Below are 21,524 nucleotides of genomic sequence, written 5' to 3'. Positions count from 1 at the left end.
ACATCGTGAAAATGGAGCTGACGATCGGGGAGGAACGGCTGCTGCGCGACACGAGTGCGGCCGGGCCGTTGCTGCTGGCCCCGCCGACACCGTTGTGGCCGCAGGACTGTCATACATGGAAGGCGCAAGCCCAGTCGTCGTTGCACGCCCCGAAGCTGGAGGACAGCGCCCCGGAAGGGTCAAAGGTCAGCAGCCTGGACCCGCGGCTGCTGTTCCACGGACGCCTGCGCACGGTCAGCACCCCCGCGATCACCAAGGCGCAGCGGCTGGTGGCCGAGCAGATCATGGCCAACCAGCAGCGCCGGCACGGCAAGGCCGGAATCATCCTGGACGGGCCGCGCGGGACGGGTAAAAGCACGCTGCTGCAGGCGATCGGAGTTCACTGGGAGCGGCGGCTGTCGTCGCTGTACGGGCCGGACGAGAACAGGACCCCGGTCATCGCATTGAGCGTGCCCCCGCCGACACGCGGCAGCATGCGCAACTGGGCCGGTGCGTTCGCACGGTTCCTGGGCCAGGAGCGGGAGAGCGGGGATCCCACCGAGTCGGTGATCCGGGCCATGCGCAACGCGCGGACGCTTCTGGTCCTCATCGACGGCATGGAGCGGCTGCGGACAGCCGCGGACGCGGAGCTGGCCTTCCAGTACCTGGATGTAATCAGCGAGGAGACCGGGGCAACGTTCGTCTACTGCGGGCGTGGCGCCCAGTTCATCGTCGATCCCCTCACTCGGGACAACGACACCAAGCTCGATGCTTCGGAGCAGTTGCAGGGCGACCACATGGTGCTGCGTACGAACCGGATGGGATTCAGCCCCGAGGAATCGATCGTCTTCGCGCGGGTCATCGACCTGTTCGATGCGGAGCTGGTGCTGTACCGGCACCAGAAGCACGATCTGCGGAAGGTGGCCGAGTATCTGCATAAGCGCAGCCGGGGGTACATGCGGTCGCTGTCCCAGTTGATCTGCCAGGCCGCGCAGATCGCGATCCGCTCGGGCGAGGAGCGCATCACGCTGGAGGTGCTGGAGAAGGTGTCGCTCGGCCGTGTCGTGAATCTGTGACCGGCAAGCCGGGCGGGCACGGTGTGGCGGTTCCTGGGGTGGCCCGGTGCCCTCGCACACGGCCCGGTGGCGTCACGCCGGCGGCAGGCCGGGGCGTCGGCGCGCTCGGAGGGCGGGGTTCCAGACCATGCGCAGCGCTTCGAGGGCGCGGCGTTGTTCCGGGGTGAGGACTTCTGGGTGCTTGCGGCACTGGTGGATCCACTGGCCCAGAGCGAAGGCAGGGGCGTCCGTGTAGCGGGGCGGGGCGAGTTCCGTGTGGCGGCGGGGGACGTCGAGGTGGCCTTCGCGGTCGAGGAACTCCGCGGCGTGTGCGAGGCCCGCGTAGAAGGCGTGGTGCCGGGGGTCGTAGGCACGGTTGTAGTACATGACGTAGGCCATGGGCGGGATGCCCAGGCTGATCAGCAGTTCCTGCTGGCGGGGCTGGAGTTGGAAACTTCACCCGCTGGGCGAAAACCCAGTTCACGGTGGCGTGGTCCCCTGGTCGAGGGGCGGTGGAGAACATGGCGGGCCTCCAGCCGGTGGTGGCGATGAGTGTTCTGGCACGGATGTAGTGGCGCTGCCAGTCCGTCGAAGGCCGGTCCCAGTCCGGGTCGATCGCCTCGAGCGCCTGACGGTGCTCGGGCGAAAGCCGTCCGGTCTTGGCTTTGTGGCGCTGGGCAGCCAGCCAGGAGCCGACCGGATGGCCGCCCCGTTTCTCCTTGACGGGAACGCCGAGGTCGCCGAATTCGGCCGCCCAGGCTCGGGCGTGTTCGAGCATGGACTGAAAACTGCGGGACGGTGTCGCCCACACCATGCCCAGTGCGTCCAGGACGTGCTGGTGCTCGGCGGGCAGGCGGCCCAGGAGGTGGCGCAGGCGAAGGTTGGTCACGCACTCGCCCAGGGCGAAGCCGTCTGGGTCGGTGTAGTGCGTGGGGACGTCGAGGTGTCCGAAGGAGGTGTGGTAGCGGTGGGCGGAGGTGCGGGATTCCTCCCAGGTGCCGATTGCCGGCACGGTGATCTCCAGGCCCAGTGCGCGGGCGAGTTGCGCGGCCTGTTCGGGGCGGGCGTAGTAGGTGTCGCGGGCGGGGAGCGTGCGGCTTTCCCTGAGGGCGGGCAGGGCGATACGGTCCATGAAGGAGCTGTCGTGGGCGCGCAGGGCCTGCAGGAGGGTGAGGAGGCTCGCGAAGGCGGAGCCTTTCAGCAGGTTGTCGGGGTCCAGGCCGTGGCGGAGGTAGACGGGGATGACCAGGGTGGTCTTCTTGCCCGCGCCGGGCGGCTGGCGCAGGCTGCGGCCGATGGCCTGGACGGCGTCGATGACGCTGTAGCGGGGAGCGGTGAAGACGACGGAGTCGACGTCGGGCATGTCGACTCCCTCGTTCAGGACCCGCACGTTGGACAGCACCGCGCGGTCGGGGTCGGGATCGGCGAAGTTCTCCAGCAGGTCCCGGCGCCATTCGCCGGACTGTTCGCCATGGATGACCCGCGACCACAGGTCCTCGCTACCCAGCTGCTCGCCGGTTTCCTGCGCGGTGGTCGGCAGGGACTCGGCGAAGGCTTCCGCGAGAGCGATGCGGTTGTGGAAGACCAGGATGCGGCGCAGCCCGTGTTCGGCGATCGCGCGCAGGACCGCGACCTGGATCGCGCCGTTACGTACGCCGTCGTGGTGGGCGGTGTTGCCGGGGCGGCGGTCGGCGAGGATGTCGTGCAGGTCGGCGTCGTCCACGACGGGCATCACGACCTGGTAGTCGGCCAGGAGGCCCCGCTCGATGGCCTCGGCCATACCCAGCTCGAACGCGGTCGGGCCGAAGATCTCACGGTGGTCCATGGTGGCGAGGGGCGCGCGCTCCATGAGCGGGTGAAGCTCGGTGGGGGCCGACGCGGCCCAGACCCGGGGCGTCGCGGTCATGTAGAGGCGGGTCTTGGCGGGGACGGCGTCGTCGTCGTGGATGGTGCCCCAGCCGTCGCCGAACGCGGAGCACGTGCGGTGGGCCTCGTCGATGATCACGAGGTCCCAGGGCGGCAGCCCGTACAGCTCGTGGGCGTCGCGGATGTGGTGGAGGGAGCCGTAGGTCGAGAACACGGTGACCGGGCCGGCCGTGCGGACGGTACGGGCGATGGTGCGGGGGCCGCGGCGGCACAGCACCGCCTCTGCTCGGGCCAGGCCGCTCTCTTTCTGGCCGAGGGAACACACGGCGAGCGCCGGTCCCGTCCGACCTGCCTCACGCCAGCGTCGGACGGTCTGGGTCACCAGTGCCTTGGTCGGCATCAGCACCAGCACGGTGCCCTGCGGTGCCAGGTGGTGCGCGGCCTGCTGGGCCACCAGCGTCTTGCCCGTGCCGCACGCCGAGACGACTGTCATGCGTTTCTCACCGGCTGCCACTGCGGCCTGAATTGCGGCCAAGGCCGCGAGCTGGTGCTCCCGCAGTTCCATGGGCGCCCCCGTCCCCTTCTCGGGGCGGCGCCCCTGCATCGGATCGCGCGGAATGTACTGGCCGACCGGAGAAGCCTCGAAGATTTTCGGCCAAGAACACCGCCGCGCCGGCGAGAGGGGACCGTCAGCCCACACAGGTTGACGGCCGCCGGATATACACGGGCTTGCCCGTCCCGGTGTGAGAAGCGGATGCCGTGCCGGAGAAAAGCGTCACCCTGATACAGGGGTGTCCAGCGGAAGGGGCATGTGAGAGTGGTTCGTACGGGAGTCGTCGTGGCCGGCCGGCCACGACGGAAGAAGCCCTGGCGTCCGCCACAGCGGCTGGCGCTGTCGGTGCGGTTCATCGGCGGGGAGTCGAACGGCTCTTACATCCGGCGCCTGGCGGATGCCAACGGCATCCCCGACCAGGAGTTCTGGCCCATGTTCGGCACGCCGCTGCGGAAGGACGGCGTACCGGACGATCCGCGCTACCGCGAGGGGTATCTCAATGCGGCCGCGCTGGACCGGCTCGTCGTGATGACGGGCCGTTCGGTCGGCGAGCTGCAGTCCGCTCTGCCGAACCTGCGCACGAAACGGCTGCTGAGCACGGCAGGCGGGCCGGCGTGGGACTGGCCCTGGGACACCCGCGGCTGCTTCCTGGTAAGGATGTGCGAGGTGTGCGCCCGTATCAAGGGCACGGCGTGGGATTCCTATCTGGCCGCCGATGCGACGTGGCAGGTCTGCGCCGCGCACGGGCGGTGGCTGGACAACCGGCGCAACCACGAAGCCGCGGCCATCCCGCTCTCAGCCCTGCCGGAGGTCGCCGATGCCCACCGCCTGCGGGTGCTGCTGGAGCGCCGGTTGGGCGCGGGCGGGCGGGCAATGTTCGCCGACGCCTACGCCATCACATCGTGCTGGTGGAACATCCCCGTATTCAACGCTCCGGTGTGGCGCGCCCGCAGACGGGCGCTGGGCAGCGCGGGCCGGGACGAGCTGCGCGTCGCGCCGCTGGCGTTCTACCCGGAGGCGGTACACCTCGCGTACCGTCTGGCCGCGCGGGAGCGGCAGCGGCAGCGCCACGCCCTGACCGAGGACGCAGACCGGGCGTGGCTGGAGAAGGTGGGGTCGCTGCTGAAGGAGTGGGGCATCCCCGTGACGGAAGGCCTGGCCGTGGTCGAGAAGTGGATGGTGCAGCATCCCCCGGCGTCTCCGGCGCCTGCGGGCCGGGCCGGGCTTGAGGAGAGGCAGAGCGACGTGGAGCGGCCTACCCGCGGCCGCTACCGGCGTCTGCCCCTGCCCGCCCCGCACACCGGCCTGGTACTGGGTGCGAAATCGACGTTCGTGGACCACTCCTGTCTGCGCTGGCGGCTGGGCGACCTGATCACCACTCAGCTGCAGCCAGCGGCACGCGGCTGGTCTTTGGGAGGCCGAGCCTGACCACTCCCCGGACGGTTCACTACGCGTCTTCGACGACGAAGCCGTAGTAGCCGATCGCGTCACGCAGATGCTCCTGGGTCACGCTGTGCAGACGGACGGCCCAGCTGCGGGCGGTTTCCTCGTCAGGCAGTCCGCCGACCGAGAAATGGACGGGCCCGGTGCTCCCCCAGGCCGCCTTGCCCGTGCGGACTGCTTCGCCGATCATCATTTGCAGCTCAAAAGCCGTTTCGCGCTGCACCACGACCAGTTTGGTGGTGGAGGTGTCGACCCGGGCGCTCCACCCCTCAGCGCGCTGCAGGACGAAGGCGGCTGGCGTTTTACCCCGGCGGGCCTTCCTGTAGACGGCGGCCAACGCGTGCGGGCGACCGGTGAGGTCTGCGACAGCCTCCTTCTCGCCGGCTCCCGCCCGCGTCCGGCTCCGGCGCGCCTGTGGGGAACGGGACTCGAAGGGGGTGTGGCCGAACTCGGCCGCACGGCGGGCCAGTTCAAGAATCGCGTTCAGAGCGCGGTATTCGACGGGGGGCAGGGTCGCCAGGATCGTGAGGTGCTCATGGAACCAGGCTCCCAGCGGGAAGGAGCCGGCGGGACCGCGCGCGCTTCTCTCCCCCGTGGCCTGGTGGCCCACGGGGATGTCCAGATGACCTTGCTCTGCCAGAAAACGGGCCGCGTGGGACAAGCCCAGGCTGAAATCGTCCCTGCTGCCTGTGCCCCAGTCAGGCCGCAGCAGGATCTCGGTGCCGGGTTGTACTCCGATCTGCAGGAGCAGGTCCTGCTGCTCGGGCGTCAGGCGGAAGAACTCTCTCTCCTGCGTCCTCATCCACTGGGCGGCGGCAAAGTCGCGGCGGGATCGTGTGTGCGTGTCCAGGTTCCGTGTGTGGCCCCGGCCTCGGTAGCAGGTCTTGGCCAGGGCGTAGTAGGACTGCCAGGTCGGCGCCCACGGCGGGTTCCACCACCGGTCGATCCGGTCCAGGGCGCTCTGCACCTCGACGTCCAGGATCCCGGCGCCGGCGCGGGTGCGGCACCTGCCCAGCCAGCTGCCCAACGCGTATCCGCCGACCACGGTGGTGGTGGGGACGCCGAGGTGCCCGTGCGTACGGGCGAACAGGCGGGCGTGGTCGAGCATGCCCTGAAGCTGGGTGGGCGGCGTCCAGCTCATGCCAAGGCGTTCCAGCGCGGTGCGGCGCTCGGCGGGCAGGGCACCCAGCAGGTGGTGAAGCCGCTGGCCGGCCGTCCATCGGCCCAGGCCGAAACCGTCCTCGTCGGCGTAGTCGAAAGGGACGTTCAGGTGGCTGAAGGAGCGGTGGTAGTCGGTGGCGGAGTTCAGCCCCTCGGTCCAGGTCCCGGCTGCAGGGACAAGTACCTTCAGGCCCAGGAGACGGGCGAGTTGGGTAGCGCGTTCGGGCTCGCTGTAGAGCAGGTCGCGGGTGACCAGGGAGTTGTGGCGGGTCGGCGGAGGCAGCGTGACCCGGTCCATGAACGACTCGTCATGTGAGCGCAGCGCCTGCAGGATCGCGATCAGGGCGGCGAAGTCGGAGCTTTCGAGGATGTCGGCGCCGTCGCCGGTCTCGGGCAGGTAGACGGGAATCAGCAAGGTGGTGCGCTTGCCCGCGCCCGGGCTCTGGCGCAGCCCCCGGGCAACTCCTTGGACGGCGTCGATGGTGCTGTAGCGGGGTGCGGCGAAGACGACAGCGTCCAGGTCGGGCAGGTCGACGCCCTCGTTGAGGATGCGGGCGTTCGACAGGACCGCGACGTCCTGCCCGGGGTCGTCGAAAGCGGCGAGCAGGGACCGGGTCACGGTGTCGTCCTGCTCGCCGTAGACGGCGTGCGACCACAGGTGGTCGCGGCGCAGTGGGTCGTGGACTTTGGCGGCGGTCTGCGGCAGGGTGCGGGCGAAGCCAGTCGCGGCTTCGACACGGTTGTGGAAGGCCAGGATCCGGCGCAGCTTGTGTTCGTGGATGGCGCGCACCACGGCGACCTGCACGGCGGCGTTGCGCAGACCGTCGTGGTGCGCGCTGCCGGCAGGATGGGGGTCGTTGAGGATGCTGAGCAGATCCTGGTCCTGGTCGTCGACGACAACGACCACGACCTGGTAATCGGCGACGATGCCGCGTTCGATGGCGTCGGCCAGGCCCAGGCGGTAGACGGTGGGGCCGAAGACCTCCTCGTGCTCCATCGTCGCCAAGGGCGGGCGGTCCTCGGTATCGAGGATGCCTGCGTCGGTGCGGGCCGCCCAGATCCTCGGCGTGGCAGTCATGTAGAGACGAGTGGCGGCAGGTATCAGGGTGTCGTCGTGGACGGTGCCCCAGCCCTCGCCGAACGCAGCGCAGGTTCGGTGGGCCTCGTCGGCGATCAACAGATCCCAGGGGTCCAGGCCGCTGGAGTGCGCGGCGGTCAGGTGATGGAGGGAGGCGTAGGTCGCCACCACCACCACCGGCCCGGGTGCCCCCGCCACCCGGGCCGCGACAGTGGCCGGGTCGCTGGTCATGGTCAGTTCCCCGGGCGGCAGGCCGCTGTCGTCCTGGGACAGGGAACACACGCCGATCAGCGGGCCCCTGTACCCGGCCTCGCGCCACTTGCGGGCGGTCTGCACGACCAGCGCCTTGGTCGGCACCAGCACCAGCGTCGCTCCCTGAGGGGCGAGTTCGGCACAGGCACGCTGGGCGATGAGGGTCTTGCCGCTGCCGCTGGCGGCGACCACCGTCATCCGCGGCCGCCCCTCCCCCGCGGCCGCCCGGATCGCTGCCAGGGCCTCTTGCTGGTGGGGGCGTAACCGCATCGCGCTCCTTCACACGGTGAGCGTGCTGTGCGGGGGCTTGGGTGCCACAGCGTCGGTCGGGTCGGCGGGGACAGGTTATCCCTTGGGGTTACGCCGTGTTGTCGGTTCTGTGGGGAGGCCGGAGGGCCTGTTCCGGCCGCTCTTTCCGTTACGGGCCATGGATCGACGCAACCGGACGGCTGCGGACGGCGCGCGGGGTCGACGTCTTGACACGGGGCGAAGCCCTTGGCGCTGCGATTTCCCGTCCTTTCCGCCCGCTCCGTGCGCGAATGAATATTCGACTAATTCTCTTTATGAGAAATCGCGTTCGGTTATTTGATGAATTGTCAGTGCCGCTCTCTAGGGTCATTTCAGGTGCTGTTCGTCGGGCAGCATCCTCGGCCGTGCCCGCATGGCGGCCTGCTCTTCTCCGGTCGGAGGGACCTGGATGAACACCCCTTGGTGGCGGATGGTAGACGCTGAACTCTTCAGTGTATTTGCGGATGACAGAAATCCGCGACGCCGGGCTTTGGACATGGCGGCGCTGGCAGCGCTTTTGGCCGGGAGTACCCGCGGGCCGACGTGGCCGCTGTCGGACATTCACAAACTGCTGCGGGAGGTGGGCTACGGGGAGCCGGTCAGCAGTGAGGACCTCGCGGAGTCGGTCGAAAGGCTGGTCACGGCGGGACTGGTGGTGGCCGATTCGAACTACGCGGATCCGGTGGTGAGTTACGCAGACGGCTTGCGGCGCCGCGAGGCGTGGTCGCTGACGCGCCAGGGCCGGGTGGTCGTCGCAGCGGTGCGCGATGCGCAGGGGCGCCTGGAGCGCACGCTGCAGTTGCCCGCGCGTCTGCTCGACTCGATCGAGCAGACACTGCGCGCCTTGGTCGAGCACTGCCAGGGGGATGCGGAGATGCTCGCCCCGGCACTCGCCCAGGTGCGCACGCATCTGGAGCAGTTGCAGGAGGCCAGCGGGGACTTCTACAGCGCGGTCGGGGCGTTGACGCGGCCGGATGTGAGCGACGACGAAGCGTTCTCCGCGAGCTGCCGGCACATCCTGTTGGCGCTGCAGCAGTTCGCGCGGCGCACGGACCAGTCGCTGGGGCAGGTGCGGGTGGCGTTCGGTGAGATCCACGGAGTGGGAGCGCAGGTCGTGGTCCGGTGCGCGCTTGAGGGGGCCGGGCTGTTGGAGCTGGAGGCTCAGGACGCCTGGGTGGCGGAGCGCCTGCGGGAGCTGTCGGATCTGCAGGCGTGGCTGGACCCCGGCGGCTCGGTGGAGGTGCTGGTGGGGGCTGCGGTCGAGGCAGTTCACGCACTGCTGGAGGCGATCGACCGGCGGTTCCACGCCGCGACACGCGGCAGCGACCTGGGGGCGGACTTCAGGCAGGTGGCGCGGATGATGCACGCACAGCCGGACGCCGCTGACGCGTTCGCGGTATTCGCGGCGGCGTTCGGGCTGTGGCCTTCGCGACACCCGCTGGCGCCGGCCGTCGAGGATGTCGCCGCCGACGCGGCAGCGGCCTTTCGCCCGGGCTGGCCGGTGCAGGCGGTACTGCGGCGCACGGCGCGGGGGGCAGCGTCGGCTGGACGGTCGCGAGGCATCCCCGACCTGTCGAGAGCGCGCCAGGAGGCCACGGTGCACAACCGGCAGGAGCTGGAGCGCCTGCAGGCGGTGACCGAGTCGCTGGTGACTTCAGGGCGGGTGCCGCTGTCGCATTTCGAGGGGTTGGACGCCGAGCACCTGGCCGCGCTCGCCGCGCTGCTGGACGAAGCTCTGGACGCGTTCGACGAGGCAGCCGGCTGCGGGGCGGGCGAGTTGGTCGGGGTGCGGCTGACGGTGTGGCCGGGCCCGGCGGCCCGGTGGGTCGACACGGAGTTCGAGGAGGGCGTGCTGAGCACGGTGGACTTGATGGTGGAGGTGTGCGCAGTGGCGTACGACGACGAGGACGCCGCGTGAGCGGGCAGCGGGCTGTGGGCGCCGCCGCGTTCGGGATGCGCCCGCCGGTGTTGTCCGCGGAGGCGGGGCGGGTGGCTGCCGCGCTGCTCGCGAAGCCGGTCGTGGACGCCGGACAGGACCGCGAGCTGTTCCAGCTGGCGGTACACCATCAGCGGGATGTCACCGACTGGTTCGCCTACCAGTGCGGGTGGCCCGTGGTGCTGGACGCCGCGCAGGGGGTGGGCCGGCTGCATAAGCAGCGCCTGGACCCGCCGCGGGACCGGCCGCCGTGCGTGCCGCGCAGATCGGGTCCGGTAGCGGCGACTCCCCTGGTCCTGATCCTGGTGTGCCTGGTGTGCGAGCAGTTGTGGCGGCGCCCCTCGGCCACCTTCAACAGCCTGCAGCAGGCGGTGGTCCAGGCCTGCGGCATCGAGGCGGGCAGCGGGCGGCTGCCCGCCTTCCGGCCGGTCGCGCTGCCCGGCGAAGGGCAGGCGACGGCCGCCGCGCACCGGCGCGCGTTCATCGACGCGCTGCTGCTGCTGGAGTCTTGGCACGTGGTGCGCTCCGATCATCCGCTGGCCCTGCTGGAGCAGGACGAGGCCCGCGACTTGCTCCTCACTGCCCGGCGCGAGCGGATCCTGCTGCTGCCGGCGGCGCTTGCCGGGGCTGTTCCGGAGGTGGACCTCGACCAGCCGTCGACGCACGTGCCGACGCTGACCGGTGGCGGGCCCGGCGAACCGGCTGCGGGCGCGCCGGAGCGCAGGCACACGGCGATTCGCAGGGTGCTGGACGACCCGGGGCTGTGCCCCGACGACTTCCTGGCCACACGCGCGGGCCGCGAGCAGGCCCTGGACGCGGCGGCCGCGGTGGGACTGGTGTGCACGGTCCGCAAGGACTGGTGGATGGTCAGCGATCCCGGCGGACACGCGAGCGACCTGGCCTTCCCCCAGGGCAGGTCGCTGGAGCAGCAGGCGGCACTGCTGCTGATGCGGTGGCTGGCGGGGCGGCCGGAGCCGTTGGGCTGGTTCGGGCCGGGGGCCGCTGCGGTGGTTCTGCAGGAGGAGCTGGACTGCAACCGGTGGTGGGCGAGCGCGTACCAGGATGCGCGCGGTGCCCGGCGGCTGGCCCGGGCCGCGCTTGGCCTGTTGCAGGACGCCGGTGTCGTGACCCTGGACACCGATGAGCAGCAGGGGTGGCGGCCGACCCCGGCCGTGCACATGTGGCAGATCACTGTCGCCGTGGCCGGCCGGCCGGGCGAGGTCCGCGAGGAGGACTCCCGTGACTGACGAGACCATCCGTTCCCTGTCCGGCCTGGCACCGAGGCGCCGCCCCGGATCGGGGTTCGTGAAGTGGGAGCCGCGCCCCGGTGCGCGGGACCGATGGCAGCCGACGCGGGCCGGAGCGGTCAACACCTGGCAGTGGGCCGACGAGCAATTCGCCTACGTGGGCGGGTTGCTGGCCCTGATCGGGCACAACGGCTCGGGGAAGTCGCTGACGTCGGGCGTCCTGTGCCCCACGTTCATGGACGGAGACGTGAGCGCGAAAGCACTGTCCGCGTCCGGAAACGCGGCCGGCACGCTGCTGGCCATCCACACCCAGGGGCGGACCGGTCCGCCGCGCACAGGCATGTGGTGGCAGGAGTACGGGCGCACGAGTGTGGACGCGGACGGCGGCGAGCACACCGAGTGGATCACGGCCGGGCTGTGGCTGCGCAGCAGCGGCGGTGCGCGCGCCTCCTTGGAGTCGGCGTGGTTCCTGGTATCGGGGCGTGTGGACGCAGACCTGGTGCTGCAGCGCGAGGGCGTGCCGGTCACGATCGAGGACCTGGCCGGGCAGCTGGCGCGGTGCCGGGGCGCGGTGTTCACCGACGTGAAGGCCCTCGCCCAGGGGTGTAAGGCGGGCGGGCTGCTCGCGGGCCAGCAGGACGGTTTCGTCGACGCGGTCCGCGAGGCGATGTACGCCCCGCTGGACCGCCCGCAACTCGACGCCCTCAGTTCGATCCTGCGCGTCCTGCGCAGCGTGCAGGCCAACGACAAGCTCAGCCCGGAATCGATGCAGGAGACGCTGACCAAGGCGCTGCCACCGCTGGAGGCAGGCCGGGTGCAGCGCCTGGCCGAGTCGCTGACGACCGCGGACCGCCTGCACGTCGAACTGGCCCGGGCCCGCACCGAGCAGCAACTGCTGGGCGAGGTGCGCGACGCTCACCGGCGCTACGCGGCTGCGGCGGCGGTGCGCGCCGCAGCCGGCTACCTGGCCGAGGCGCGGGCGCGCGAGCAAGTAGCCGCCGATGCCGCCGTGTTGCGGCAGCAGCGAGACGCGGCCGAGGCCGCACAACAGCAGGCCCGGGCCGACGCGCAGGAGAGCCAACGACAGCACACGCTGCTCGGGCACAGCGTGGAGAGCATGCAGCGCCGGGTGCAGGGGCACCCGGGGGCCAACGTGGAGGAGCTGGCACGCGCCGCGGAAGAGGCCGAGGAGCGTGCCCGGAACAGTCTGCGACAGGCCCAGCAGTGCCAGGCAGAGCAAGAGGTAGATGGCCGGGGCCTGGAGACAGCGCGCGACCAGGCACAGCGCTGCCGCGGGGTGCTGGCCGCCAGTTCCCGGCGGACCGGGCAGACAGCGCATGAGCTGGGCGGTGGGGCGCTGATGGGCCCGTTGCGCGACGCCGAACAGCTGCTGCAGATTGAGGCCGGAGTACCACCGACGGGCATCGAAGCCGGTATCCGTGGTGCACGTGACCACGGAGCGGCCTGGGCGCAGGCGCAGCAACAGCAGGTGAGCGCGGTGCGCGAGGCCCGCGTCGCCCTGGACGCCCGCAGCCAGGCGCACACCGGAGTGCAGGAGCGGCACGACGCGGCCCAGCAGGCGCGCGCCGAGACCGAGGAGCGGGCCCGGCTGCTGGCCAGGGCGGCGGAGGAGGCCGAGGCGGAGGCCGGCGTGGCACTGTCCCGGTATGTCACCGGGCTGCAGCAACTTCAGGCACCCGGCCCCGGGCTGCTGCGGACGGTTCCGCTGGACGCGCCGGCGATCCGGGCGTTCGTGCAACAGGAGGCACGGCGGGTGCTGGGCAAGCTGGACGAGCGCGGCCACGAAGTCCTGGCCCAGGCCGCGCAGGAGGCGCTGCGCGCCGCGGAGGCTGCCGCGCTGGCGGCAGACCGGCGCGCGGAGCATGCCCTGGAGCGCTCGCGCGGCCAGCAGGCCGCACTCGGCGCTGCGGCTGCGCCGCTCACCGATCCACCGCCCGCGCTGACCGCCGTAGTGGCGCAGGCAGCGCAGATCACCGAACAGGCCGGAGAAGGCGAGGGGCCGGCTGCGGCAGACCCGGCCCCTGCTCTGGAGCAACGCGCCGAGCACGCAACCACAGCACTGACTGAGCGCCAGCGGGCACTGCGGCACGCCGAGGGGCAGTTGAAGGACGCCGCTGACGCCGCAGCCCACGCCGGTGCGGCGGGCACGGAGGCGCAGCAGGCCGCCCAGGAAGCCGCAGGCGTCCGCGCCCACGCCCGAGACCTGGCCGGCCAGGCCGGCCAAGCGGGCAGGGCCTGGGCCGTCCAGGTCCACGCGTGGGCATCCGGTCTGCAGATGCTGGACTCCCGCGGGCTGCCGCTGCCGGACCAGGAGCGGCCCGCACCGGACAGCGCCGCCCGCGTGGGCGAGGAGGCGGACCAGCGCTATCTGGCCGCCGCCAACACCCTGACCCGGGAACAGGCCCAGCTGACCCACCAGCACGACGCGCAGCGGACGGCGGTCAAGGACCTGGACCGGCAGATCGACCGGGCGCGCCGCACCGAGCAGGGCCCCGAGCAGCCCAGGTGGCGGCCGGGGCGTGCGGGCCGGCCCGGCGCGCCGCTGTGGAAACTCGTCAGCTTCGCCCCGGACCTGGGCGAGCAGGAGCACGGGCCCCTGGAAGGCGCCCTGCTAGCGGTCGGGTTGTTGGACGCGTGGATGTCCCCCGAGGGGACCGTGACTGCAGGCGACGTGTGCCTGGCGCCCGGGGCCCGTGTCGCGGGCACCACCCTGGCGCAATTCCTGGTTCCGGATCCAGATGCCCCGGTGGCACCCGAGCGCATCCAGGCGCTGCTGGACAGCGTGGGCGTCCAGGACCCCGGGCCGGCCGCCGCTTGCGAAGACCGCGCCACCTGGACCGGGGGCGCCGTGCGCATCGGCCCGCTGGCGGCCGCCGCACCCGACGGCTGGCAGCCGCGGTACATCGGTGCTGCCGCCCGCGAGCGGGCCCGCCAGCGGTGGCTGGCCGAACTGGCCCAGGCCCGTGAGCAGGCCGTGGCCGAACTCGCTCTGACCGCCGATGCGCTGGGCGTGGTCAAGGCGCAGCTCGCGCAGGCCCAGGGTGAGCGCGTGGTGCCGGACCCGGCCCCCTGGCAGCGCCTGCTGACCCAGGCCGGTGCTGCCGCCGAGCGGGCACAGCACCGCGAGCAGCTGGCCCAGCAGGCGGCCGAGGCGGCGCAGAGCGCCCAGGTTCGCGCGGACCAGGCGCAGGACAAGGCGGTTGGGGCCTGCCGCACGGCGCGGGTGGATCCGGAGCCGGGCTCGGTACAGGCCGCTCAAGAGGTGTGCGCCCGGTTGCACACCTGTCTGCCCGGTGCCGTACGCGAGGCCCGGGCCGCCTGGGAGGAGGCCCGGGCGGCGGGGGCTGCACGCAAGGAGGCCGCCGGGCAGGCTGAACGCAGCGAGCAGGCGCACACCGCCTGGCAACAGGCCCGGGAGAGCGTCGCGCAGGCGGAGCAGGACCTGGCGGCACTGCCCGGGGAGCTCGACCTGCTGGAGCCGGCGCGCCAGGCGGCCGAGTCCGTGCGGGTCGCGAGCGCGGACAAGGCGCGGGCCGCCGCCCAGGCGGAGGACGAACTGGCGCAGCACAGTGCCCTGCTGCGCCAGGACACCACCGCCTTGCACCGGGCCGCTCACACCGGCGCCGATCCCCTGCCCACCGCTCTGGAGGAACTCCGGCGACGGCACGCCCTGCTGGGTGCTCTGGAAGAGGCCCTGCGCTCCTGGGCGGACCAGGCCGCCGCCACCGTCACCGCCCTGGCTCATGCTTCCTCGGCCCAGTCCCTGGCCGCCCAGGCGCAGGACCGAGCCGAGCGGGCCCAGGAGTGCGCGCAGGCCGAGGCCGCCGCAGCGGAGGTGGCCCGGCACCGGTACACCCAGGAGAAGCAACAGCACGGCACGGACTACCACTCCCTCCTGGAGGAGCTGCTGGAGGCCAGACGACGGCACACGGCCCTGCAGGAGGCGGTGACCGAGCACCAGCAAAACGCCCGCGACGCGGAGGTTTCCGCGGCTGTCCTGAGCAGCCAGGTCGACAACAAGAGCACGGCCCTGGCCCAGGCCACCGTGCAGCGCGACGCCGCACTGGGCACCCTGCAGGAGTTGTTCGACCACCGGCTCGCCTACGAGCTCGCAGACGACGCCCTGCTGCACCGCCCCACCGACGAGGACCAGGCTTCGGCCACCGCCCAGGTGATCTTGGACCAACGTGGTCAGGGCCCGGACCTGGACGCAGCCCGGGCGCTGGCGAACGAGCAACGCGCGCGCATCGCCGTCGACACCTGCATCCGCCACCTGCTGCCCGGCCTGCTGGACATCGGCCGGCACGTGTCCTGCGAGGACCTGCCCGGCACCGGCTGGCGGCGCGTGGTGGTCAGCCAACAGGCGCAGGGGCGCACCTTGACCGGTGCCCGCGAGCTGCGCGACGCCCTGGCGGGCGTGGGGATGGCCGTGACCAAGCTCGAGCACGACTTCAACGAACAGGTCCAAAACGAGGTCAAGGGTGTGGTGTTCTCCGAACTGCGCCGGTCCATCAACGTCCGCATCGACCTGGCCGAGGGCATCGTCAAGGACATCCGACAGACCCTCAAGGGCGTGCGCACCGGCGTGGAACGAGTCGGGATCAGGCTCAGCTGGGCGCCCAAGGACCAGGACCCGATGGCGATGAAGGCGCTGCACCTGATCCGCGACGCCGACCAGGACGGCACGTTCGACGAGATGTACGACTTCTTCATCGCCCAGCTCAACGCCGAGAACGGTAAGCACGACAGCTGGGCCAAGCAGGTCGCGCACGTCTTCGACTACCGGGCCTGGCACGCTTGGAAGATCGAGCTCACCCACCAGCGCTTCAGCGACCCCACCACCCCCGACCAGGAGGTCTTCAAGGTCGCATCCAGTCGCAGCAATCCGCTGAGCACCCTGTCGGCCGGCGAGAAGCGCCTGGTGACCATGCTCCCGCTGCTGGCGGCCGCCCACTCCTTCTACTCCACCGCCGGCTACCAGGGCCCGCGCATGATCTTCATCGACGAACTCAACGCGGCCCTGGACACCGCGAACCTGCGGATGCTCCTGCAGCTGTTGCGCAGGTGGGACTTCGACGCGGTGTTCACCCTGCCCTCCATGCAGCCCCTGCTCGTGCCCGAGATCAGCCACATCAGCATTCACCGCATCCACCACCCCGACAGCAACACCCGCATCACCGTGCCCAGCATCTGGACCGGTACCGGGCGCCCCCAGGCCCTTGCGGTGCGCGTCCCCCGGCCCACGGAGGCACCCGATGCCCAGTGACCTGGTCGACCCCGAGATCCGCCCGCTGTGGGAGGCGGTGGCCCAGCGCCTGGCCCAGGGCCATGATCCGGCCGCGATCCGCACCGTCACCGCACCGCTGTCCCGTACCGGCCAGGCCATGATCCACGGCTGGCTGCACACCCCCGCCGGCCGCCGGCCCGCCCCAGGGACGCGCGGCACCACGGTCCCCGTCGCCCGGCTACTGGCCGCGCTCGGCCGCAGTCCCGCAGATCTGCGCACCCTGGTCGAACAGGCCAGCGTCGACATCCCCGACCTGCACGGGCCCCGCCTGCGCGCACGCGCACTGCGGAACCAGGTCACCGAGCACACCACCGGCTGGCTGCCCGACGCCCCGTTGCTGCGCGCCCGTCTGCTGGCCGTCGGCGTCACGGACGCCAACGTGGACGAACGCCTGCACCTGACCCACGCCCTGGCGACCATCCGCTCCCTGGTCCCGTTGCCGCGCCCCGTCTGCCTCGCGCGCCTGGCCCACGACGCGGGCAGCGACCCGCATCTGTTCGACCTCGTCGAGGGCCGGCACGGCGACAAACTGGTCCTGCTCGCCCGCGACCTGCTCGACGCACCGCAGCCGCAGACCCCCTTCGAGGAGCGCGCCCTGCTCGCGCGTCTGGGCATCACCGCTGACCGGCTGTCCCAGACCGTGCTCGTGCTCAACGTGGGCGCCACCGGCCAGGGCCCGACCGACCGCGCGCTGGAACAAGCCCGCGCCGACCACCGCCCCGTGCACCTGACCCTCTACGACCTGACCCAGCATCCCCCGCACCTGGACACCTCCACGCCCTGGACCGTGGTCGAGAACCCGTCGGTGGTCGAGGAGGCTCTGATGCGTGGCACGCCCACCCCGCTGGTGTGCACCTCCGGCGCCCTGACCGCCGTCGACCACGCCCTGCTCGCCCTCGCCCGCGACCAGGGCGTGCCCCTGCACTACGGCGGCGACCTCGACCCCGCCGGCCACGCGATCGCCACCAGCGCGCACAACCGCTACGGGGCGACGATCCACCACATGGGCCATGGCACCCGGCAGCACGCTGCCACCTACGTTCGCCGGACGTCCGCCCATGCCCCGCGCCCAGGGCGGCCGTGCTGCGACCCCCCGCCGGGCGCGGATGAGGAACGCCCGCTGTACCAGGAGCACCCCGCGCTACTGGACCTCCTGCTCGGCCCCAGCCCCGAGGACCCCCTGGCCAGGCTGTGGCACTCCCCCGCCCTCATCAGCACAATGCCGCCGGCCCGGCTCCCGCTCGAAGGGATTACGGATACGACCGACGACGGGCAACCCCCGCCACGCGCAGTCACCCGGCTGCGTGCCACCCAGGTCGCCGAAGATACGTCCACGTCCAGGGCGAGCGGCAGCTCCCGCTGAGGATCCGTCCCCCGGCTGGCCGGGCCGACAGAGGGCACGGCCTCCTCTCGGCCCGACAGGCAGACGGGACACCAAAGGGCCCCTACCCGCACCGGGTAGTTGGCACAGGCGGCAGCCGAGGGTTTGGACAGCGCCGATGACGCCGTAAAGGAGGATCAGCGAACGCCACAGCACCCTCGGGACGTGTTCTGCCCCGGTGACCGCCGCCGGGCCGGATGCGCCGGTACCCCGGACAGCGCGCCACTCGTCCGGGTGAGGGACGGGATCTCACTGACCCCGTATGCTCACGTTGCTCAACTGCACCTGTGCCGTCAGCAGTTCCGCACGACCGCACCGGGCGCTGCGGGCAGGAATTGGAGCGGCGCCCTGTGTGGTCAGACAACGAAGCTGACATCGATCTCCTCGGCTTCGACTTCCTCGTGGACGAGCTGATGGTGGCACTGACCCGGCCGCAGTTGCTGCCGCTGACCGTGGGCCTGCTCGGGGACTGGGGCTCGGGCAAGAGCAGCCTGTTGAAGATCGTGGCCTCGCAGCTCAAGAGCGAGGCGCCGGCCGATGGAGGCCACTACGTGGTGGTGCCCTTCAGCCCGTGGCAGTTCGAGGGCTATGACGACATCAAGATCGCGCTGATGGACAGTGTTCTGGGCCAGCTCGTGGTTCCGGGTCCACCTCGGATCTCCTGCCGGAGACCTTCGCGGTGGCTGAGGCCCTGGCTTTGGCCACCGTCAAGAAGAGGCCCTTGGAGCAGGCGGTACTCCACGTCTTCAGCACGCGCCCTCAGGCCTGCGCGGCCGCGTCGGCACTGCTACCCGAACCTGCGGTTCGACGGGCTCTGGCCTGGTATATGGCCCGCGACGACTCCCATCCGCTGGCCGCCATCGAGAACGCCGCACGGTCCGCAGGCAGTTGCCCTGACAAGGCCATGGACGCCGCTTTAGCGGCGGCTCACCGCTACTACGCCAAGCTGTACCGTCAGGCGAAACAAAAAGGCCACCCTGCGGGCATAGCGGTGCCCGATAGCCTCGCCGACGCCCGCGGTCTCGCCACCTTCGCCGTGGCCGTAGTGCGCGGCTTCGAGCACTTCGGTGCCGACGCCATCGTGGAGGCAGTCAGCATGTCGCGGCCGGAACTCGCTGACGAGTACGGTGTACAGATCTTCGAGCAGTTGAGTAAGATATCCCGTGAGGTAGAAAGTGAAGGCGGGAATCCGTTTTCCCGCCGCTCTCGCTGGCCGTCACTCCAAGACCGGATCCAGAGTATGGAGCAGGTGGAGTACCCGTTTATCTGCGCGGTCCGCGACGTGCTGGCCCTCCTCGTAGAAGCCTCCCCTGCCCTGGCTGTGGCCCGCAACGAGGGGATCGAGGACCCGGACGTTCGGCACGTTGAGGTAATTCGGATTTCGAACCGGCGGACGGACGACTACCTGAGGCGGGCCGAGGCCATCAGCCGCCAGCCCGCAGAACGGGCCTGGAAAGACTTCACCGGCCTTCTCCTCAACGTGTGCACTACCCCGCGACGACGGAGCATGTTCCCGGACGATGTCACGGCCCTCGATCCTGCTCTGGACGACGTGCCCGGCCTGTGCCGTCGCCTACTCGCAAGCTGCGCTCCTGCGTCAGCGCCCAGCTCCGACGGCACAGCCGGAGGCCCACAAACACCGCCTTTGGAACCAAGCGGGCGGTGAACTCTGCGGCGCTCACCCCGCCTCGCGCCAGGAGGAACATCGCAGCCTGGTACATGCACAGGCCCCACCTCCACGATATCGACGAGGCATTCCCCCGTTCCCGTCGACCGGCCAGGCCAACTCGCAGACGGGACGCAGGTCGTACAGGCCGCGGCAGTCACGGAGCTACTTCGACAGCTCAGCGACCAGGGCCCCTCATCGATCTCTGCTGGCCGCCCCGTGTAGTCGAGCATCAGTCCGTAGTGACGCGTCCCTGCTGAAATCGGCGGCCTCCCCGGCACGACCCTTGGGCATCGCGCTAGCGCGCGAAGCCCCGGCTCACGTCGGCCGCTGTCTACGGCGCGCTCCCCCGTTCCGCGCGCCGAGCGAGGGTCGTTTGGTGCCATGCGAGACGACAAGGAATGTCACCCAAAAACCGCATTCCGATCACATAAAGAAGAAGCAACTAATTGCCTCATAAGGTCCGCCCACACGTCACATCCGGCGACGCGCCCCGTAGCTACTTATCAACCTGGTTACGACATTATTTGTCTAGTCGCAGCATCCCAGTTCAGGGCGCGTGAACCATCAGCCACTCGGAATGAGAGGTGCATACCATCCCAGCTCAAAGCTAGAACCAGGATCTTCTACGCCAACCCTAAGCACTGCATGTCAGAGGCGGGTTCTTGTCGTAACTACGCGGAGGATCGACAGACCGGACACCCTCAGCGCGGCCCGGTCCGCATTGTCACATCGGGATGCTGGTGACGTAGTTGATCGCGGACGCGGCGTCTTCAGTGGTGTGCGTGGGCCGGTATGCCGCTTCACCCCACGGCCGGCCGCCCGACACCCAGACGCTGCGTGCGCCGACGCCCGTCGCGCCGCGGATGTCGGCGTGCGGCGAATCACCGATCATCCAGGCTCCGAGAAGGGAGGTTCCGGTGGCGGCCGCTGCCGCGCGGAAGATCTCCGGCGCGGGCTTCTTGTGGCCGACCGCCTCAGAGATCACCCAGCCGTGGACAGCGCGGTCCAGTCCGGTGTTCCTGATCTTCGTTTCCTGCTGTACGACACGGCCGTTGGTGACGATCGCGCACGTCCACCCATCGTCGATGGCCTTGCCGAGTGCCGCGCGGGTGGCATCGGGCAAGACGACGCGATCAGCGGCGCCCCAGTCGAGGAAGGCCTGGGCTGCCCGCTCGGAGAGGGCCGCGCCGTAGCGACCGGCCATGGCCTGGGCGACGTCATGTCGCGGTGTGTAGCCGCTGGCATCGAGGGTCATCAGCCAGGGCAAGTCGCCGTCGGGCAGCGCGTGCTCGACCAGGAAACCGGTCGCCGCCTCGCGGAAGGCGGCATCGCGGTCTACCAGGGTGTTGTCGAGGTCAAGCATCAGCAACGGCATGCCCGGCAGTAGATCATGTGCTGCCCGAGCAGCTCGGCTTCACAGGCTGCACCGACGTGGTCAACGAGGGGGCGCCCAGAGCCGTCACGAGTGCCACCAGCCTGTGGCTCCCGGTCCACTCAAGGCGGCCCGGAGCCAGCGATCGACGAACTACTCGCCCTGTCTTGCTGATCCCACGCGAGTATCCGTTCGTGCCGGTCAGGGTGACCTCGGTTCTCGCTAGCCGCGTGTCGTGCCGCCCGGGCCACCACCTCTTCGCACCCAACTCAGTTGCTGGAGAGGTCAGTTCTGCTCTCGGAACTCGCCCAGGAGCCGGAAGAACTCTTCGACGGGCCTGGATCCGTCGGATGTCTCACGTTCGATCTGAGCGGCCCAGCTGAGCGAGCTCGGCCGGCCGAAGTGCTGGCAGAGCCACCGGCTGAACGGTCCGTCGCCCCAGAAGGGGAAGGGCTCGTCGATGGAGTGCACGCCCAGAGCCATCTGGTATCCGACAAGCATGGATTCCAGATGGCGAAGAGACCCTTGAGGCGGTAGCCACATGCCGGGTCGCAGGCGGATTTGCTCCAGGAAGTCGTACACATCAGTGCACTCCGGCCAGTGCTTGGCGGTGCTCTGCGAGTCATCTGCGGGCGGCATGAGCTGAGCCTACGGGTGACGCACACACGGCCGTGAGCAGTACCGCACGGGTTCACTACCTCCTATGAGGCTGTGGACGCCCGACAGGGCGCCGACAAGGTAGTCCGGGCTCCTCATGGGAAGCGTTTAGACGTGCGAGATGAGGTCAAACCAACGCTCAGGTTGCCGCAGCTGAGCTCCCGGTTCCCGATCACGGTGCAACCCTGAGCCGACAGGAGGGGCATGTGCATACCGGCTTGGGACACAAACTTCTTCCTGCACAGCACGGTCTGGCGCCCCTTCGTACCGGACCGCTCA

11 protein-coding genes and 1 pseudogene are annotated in these 21,524 nt (G+C 70.6%); 8 read left to right on the top strand and 4 right to left on the bottom strand.

Going from position 1 to position 21,524, the window contains the following annotated elements; genetic code table 11:
• Nucleotides 1–11: 11 nt before the first annotated feature.
• A complete protein-coding gene (locus AC07AB_RS35070; protein ID WP_478575845.1) occupies nucleotides 12–1,055 on the top strand; it encodes an ATP-binding protein in 1,044 nt (347 codons plus the stop codon).
• Here the strand turns inward: AC07AB_RS35070 and AC07AB_RS35065 are convergent.
• A complete protein-coding gene (locus tag AC07AB_RS35065) occupies nucleotides 1,003–3,465 on the bottom strand; it encodes a helicase associated domain-containing protein (RefSeq protein WP_478575814.1) in 2,463 nt (820 codons plus the stop codon). The genes AC07AB_RS35070 and AC07AB_RS35065 overlap by 53 nt on opposite strands.
• A gap of 252 nt (nucleotides 3,466–3,717) precedes the next feature.
• Between AC07AB_RS35065 and AC07AB_RS35060 the strand changes: the two genes are divergently transcribed.
• On the top strand, nucleotides 3,718–4,881 hold the full coding sequence (locus AC07AB_RS35060; RefSeq protein ID WP_478575812.1) for a hypothetical protein: 1,164 nt from the start codon (nucleotides 3,718–3,720) through the stop codon (nucleotides 4,879–4,881).
• A gap of 19 nt (nucleotides 4,882–4,900) precedes the next feature.
• Here AC07AB_RS35060 and AC07AB_RS35055 read toward each other — a convergent pair whose 3' ends face one another.
• Nucleotides 4,901–7,657 carry a helicase associated domain-containing protein gene (locus AC07AB_RS35055; RefSeq protein ID WP_478575810.1) on the bottom strand — a complete coding sequence of 919 codons (2,757 nt, stop codon included), beginning with the start codon at nucleotides 7,655–7,657 and terminating at the stop codon, nucleotides 4,901–4,903.
• Nucleotides 7,658–8,084: 427 nt separating this feature from the next.
• Here AC07AB_RS35055 and AC07AB_RS35050 point away from each other — a divergent pair, with 427 nt between their 5' ends.
• The 6 genes and pseudogenes from AC07AB_RS35050 (at nucleotide 8,085) to AC07AB_RS35025 (ending at nucleotide 19,213) form a co-directional block, all read left to right on the top strand.
• Nucleotides 8,085–9,593: a DUF2397 family protein gene (locus AC07AB_RS35050; protein WP_478575808.1), complete on the top strand. Its 1,509-nt coding sequence runs from the start codon at nucleotides 8,085–8,087 to the stop codon at nucleotides 9,591–9,593.
• Nucleotides 9,590–10,858 (top strand): DUF2398 family protein, encoded by a 1,269-nt coding sequence (locus AC07AB_RS35045; protein ID WP_478575806.1) that lies wholly within the window; start codon nucleotides 9,590–9,592, stop codon nucleotides 10,856–10,858. The genes AC07AB_RS35050 and AC07AB_RS35045 overlap by 4 nt, the downstream gene beginning before the upstream one ends.
• Nucleotides 10,851–16,145 carry an SbcC/MukB-like Walker B domain-containing protein gene (locus AC07AB_RS35040; RefSeq protein ID WP_478575804.1) on the top strand — a complete coding sequence of 1,765 codons (5,295 nt, stop codon included), beginning with the start codon at nucleotides 10,851–10,853 and terminating at the stop codon, nucleotides 16,143–16,145. The genes AC07AB_RS35045 and AC07AB_RS35040 overlap by 8 nt, the downstream gene beginning before the upstream one ends.
• Complete coding sequence (locus AC07AB_RS35035) at nucleotides 16,135–17,529, top strand: DUF2399 domain-containing protein (protein WP_478575802.1); 1,395 nt, start codon at nucleotides 16,135–16,137, stop codon at nucleotides 17,527–17,529. Before AC07AB_RS35040 ends, AC07AB_RS35035 begins: the two co-directional genes overlap by 11 nt.
• A gap of 215 nt (nucleotides 17,530–17,744) precedes the next feature.
• Nucleotides 17,745–18,161: pseudogene (locus AC07AB_RS35030) on the top strand (P-loop NTPase fold protein); the annotation flags it as partial.
• A 65-nt stretch (nucleotides 18,162–18,226) separates the two neighbouring features.
• Nucleotides 18,227–19,213 (top strand): hypothetical protein, encoded by a 987-nt coding sequence (locus AC07AB_RS35025; RefSeq protein WP_478575848.1) that lies wholly within the window; start codon nucleotides 18,227–18,229, stop codon nucleotides 19,211–19,213.
• Between the two features lie 727 nt (nucleotides 19,214–19,940).
• Here AC07AB_RS35025 and AC07AB_RS35020 read toward each other — a convergent pair.
• Entirely contained in the window at nucleotides 19,941–20,591 is a 651-nt protein-coding gene (locus AC07AB_RS35020; protein WP_478575801.1) for an HAD family hydrolase, read from the bottom strand.
• 282 nt (nucleotides 20,592–20,873) lie between these two features.
• Nucleotides 20,874–21,227, bottom strand: coding sequence for a hypothetical protein (locus tag AC07AB_RS35015; protein WP_478575799.1), 354 nt, complete (start codon nucleotides 21,225–21,227; stop codon nucleotides 20,874–20,876).
• Nucleotides 21,228–21,524 lie beyond the last annotated feature (297 nt).

The organism is Streptomyces sp. NPDC044033 (genome assembly GCF_056434425.1).
Note: the sequence above shows the minus strand (reverse complement) of the source record. Positions and strands in the feature narration are given on the sequence as shown.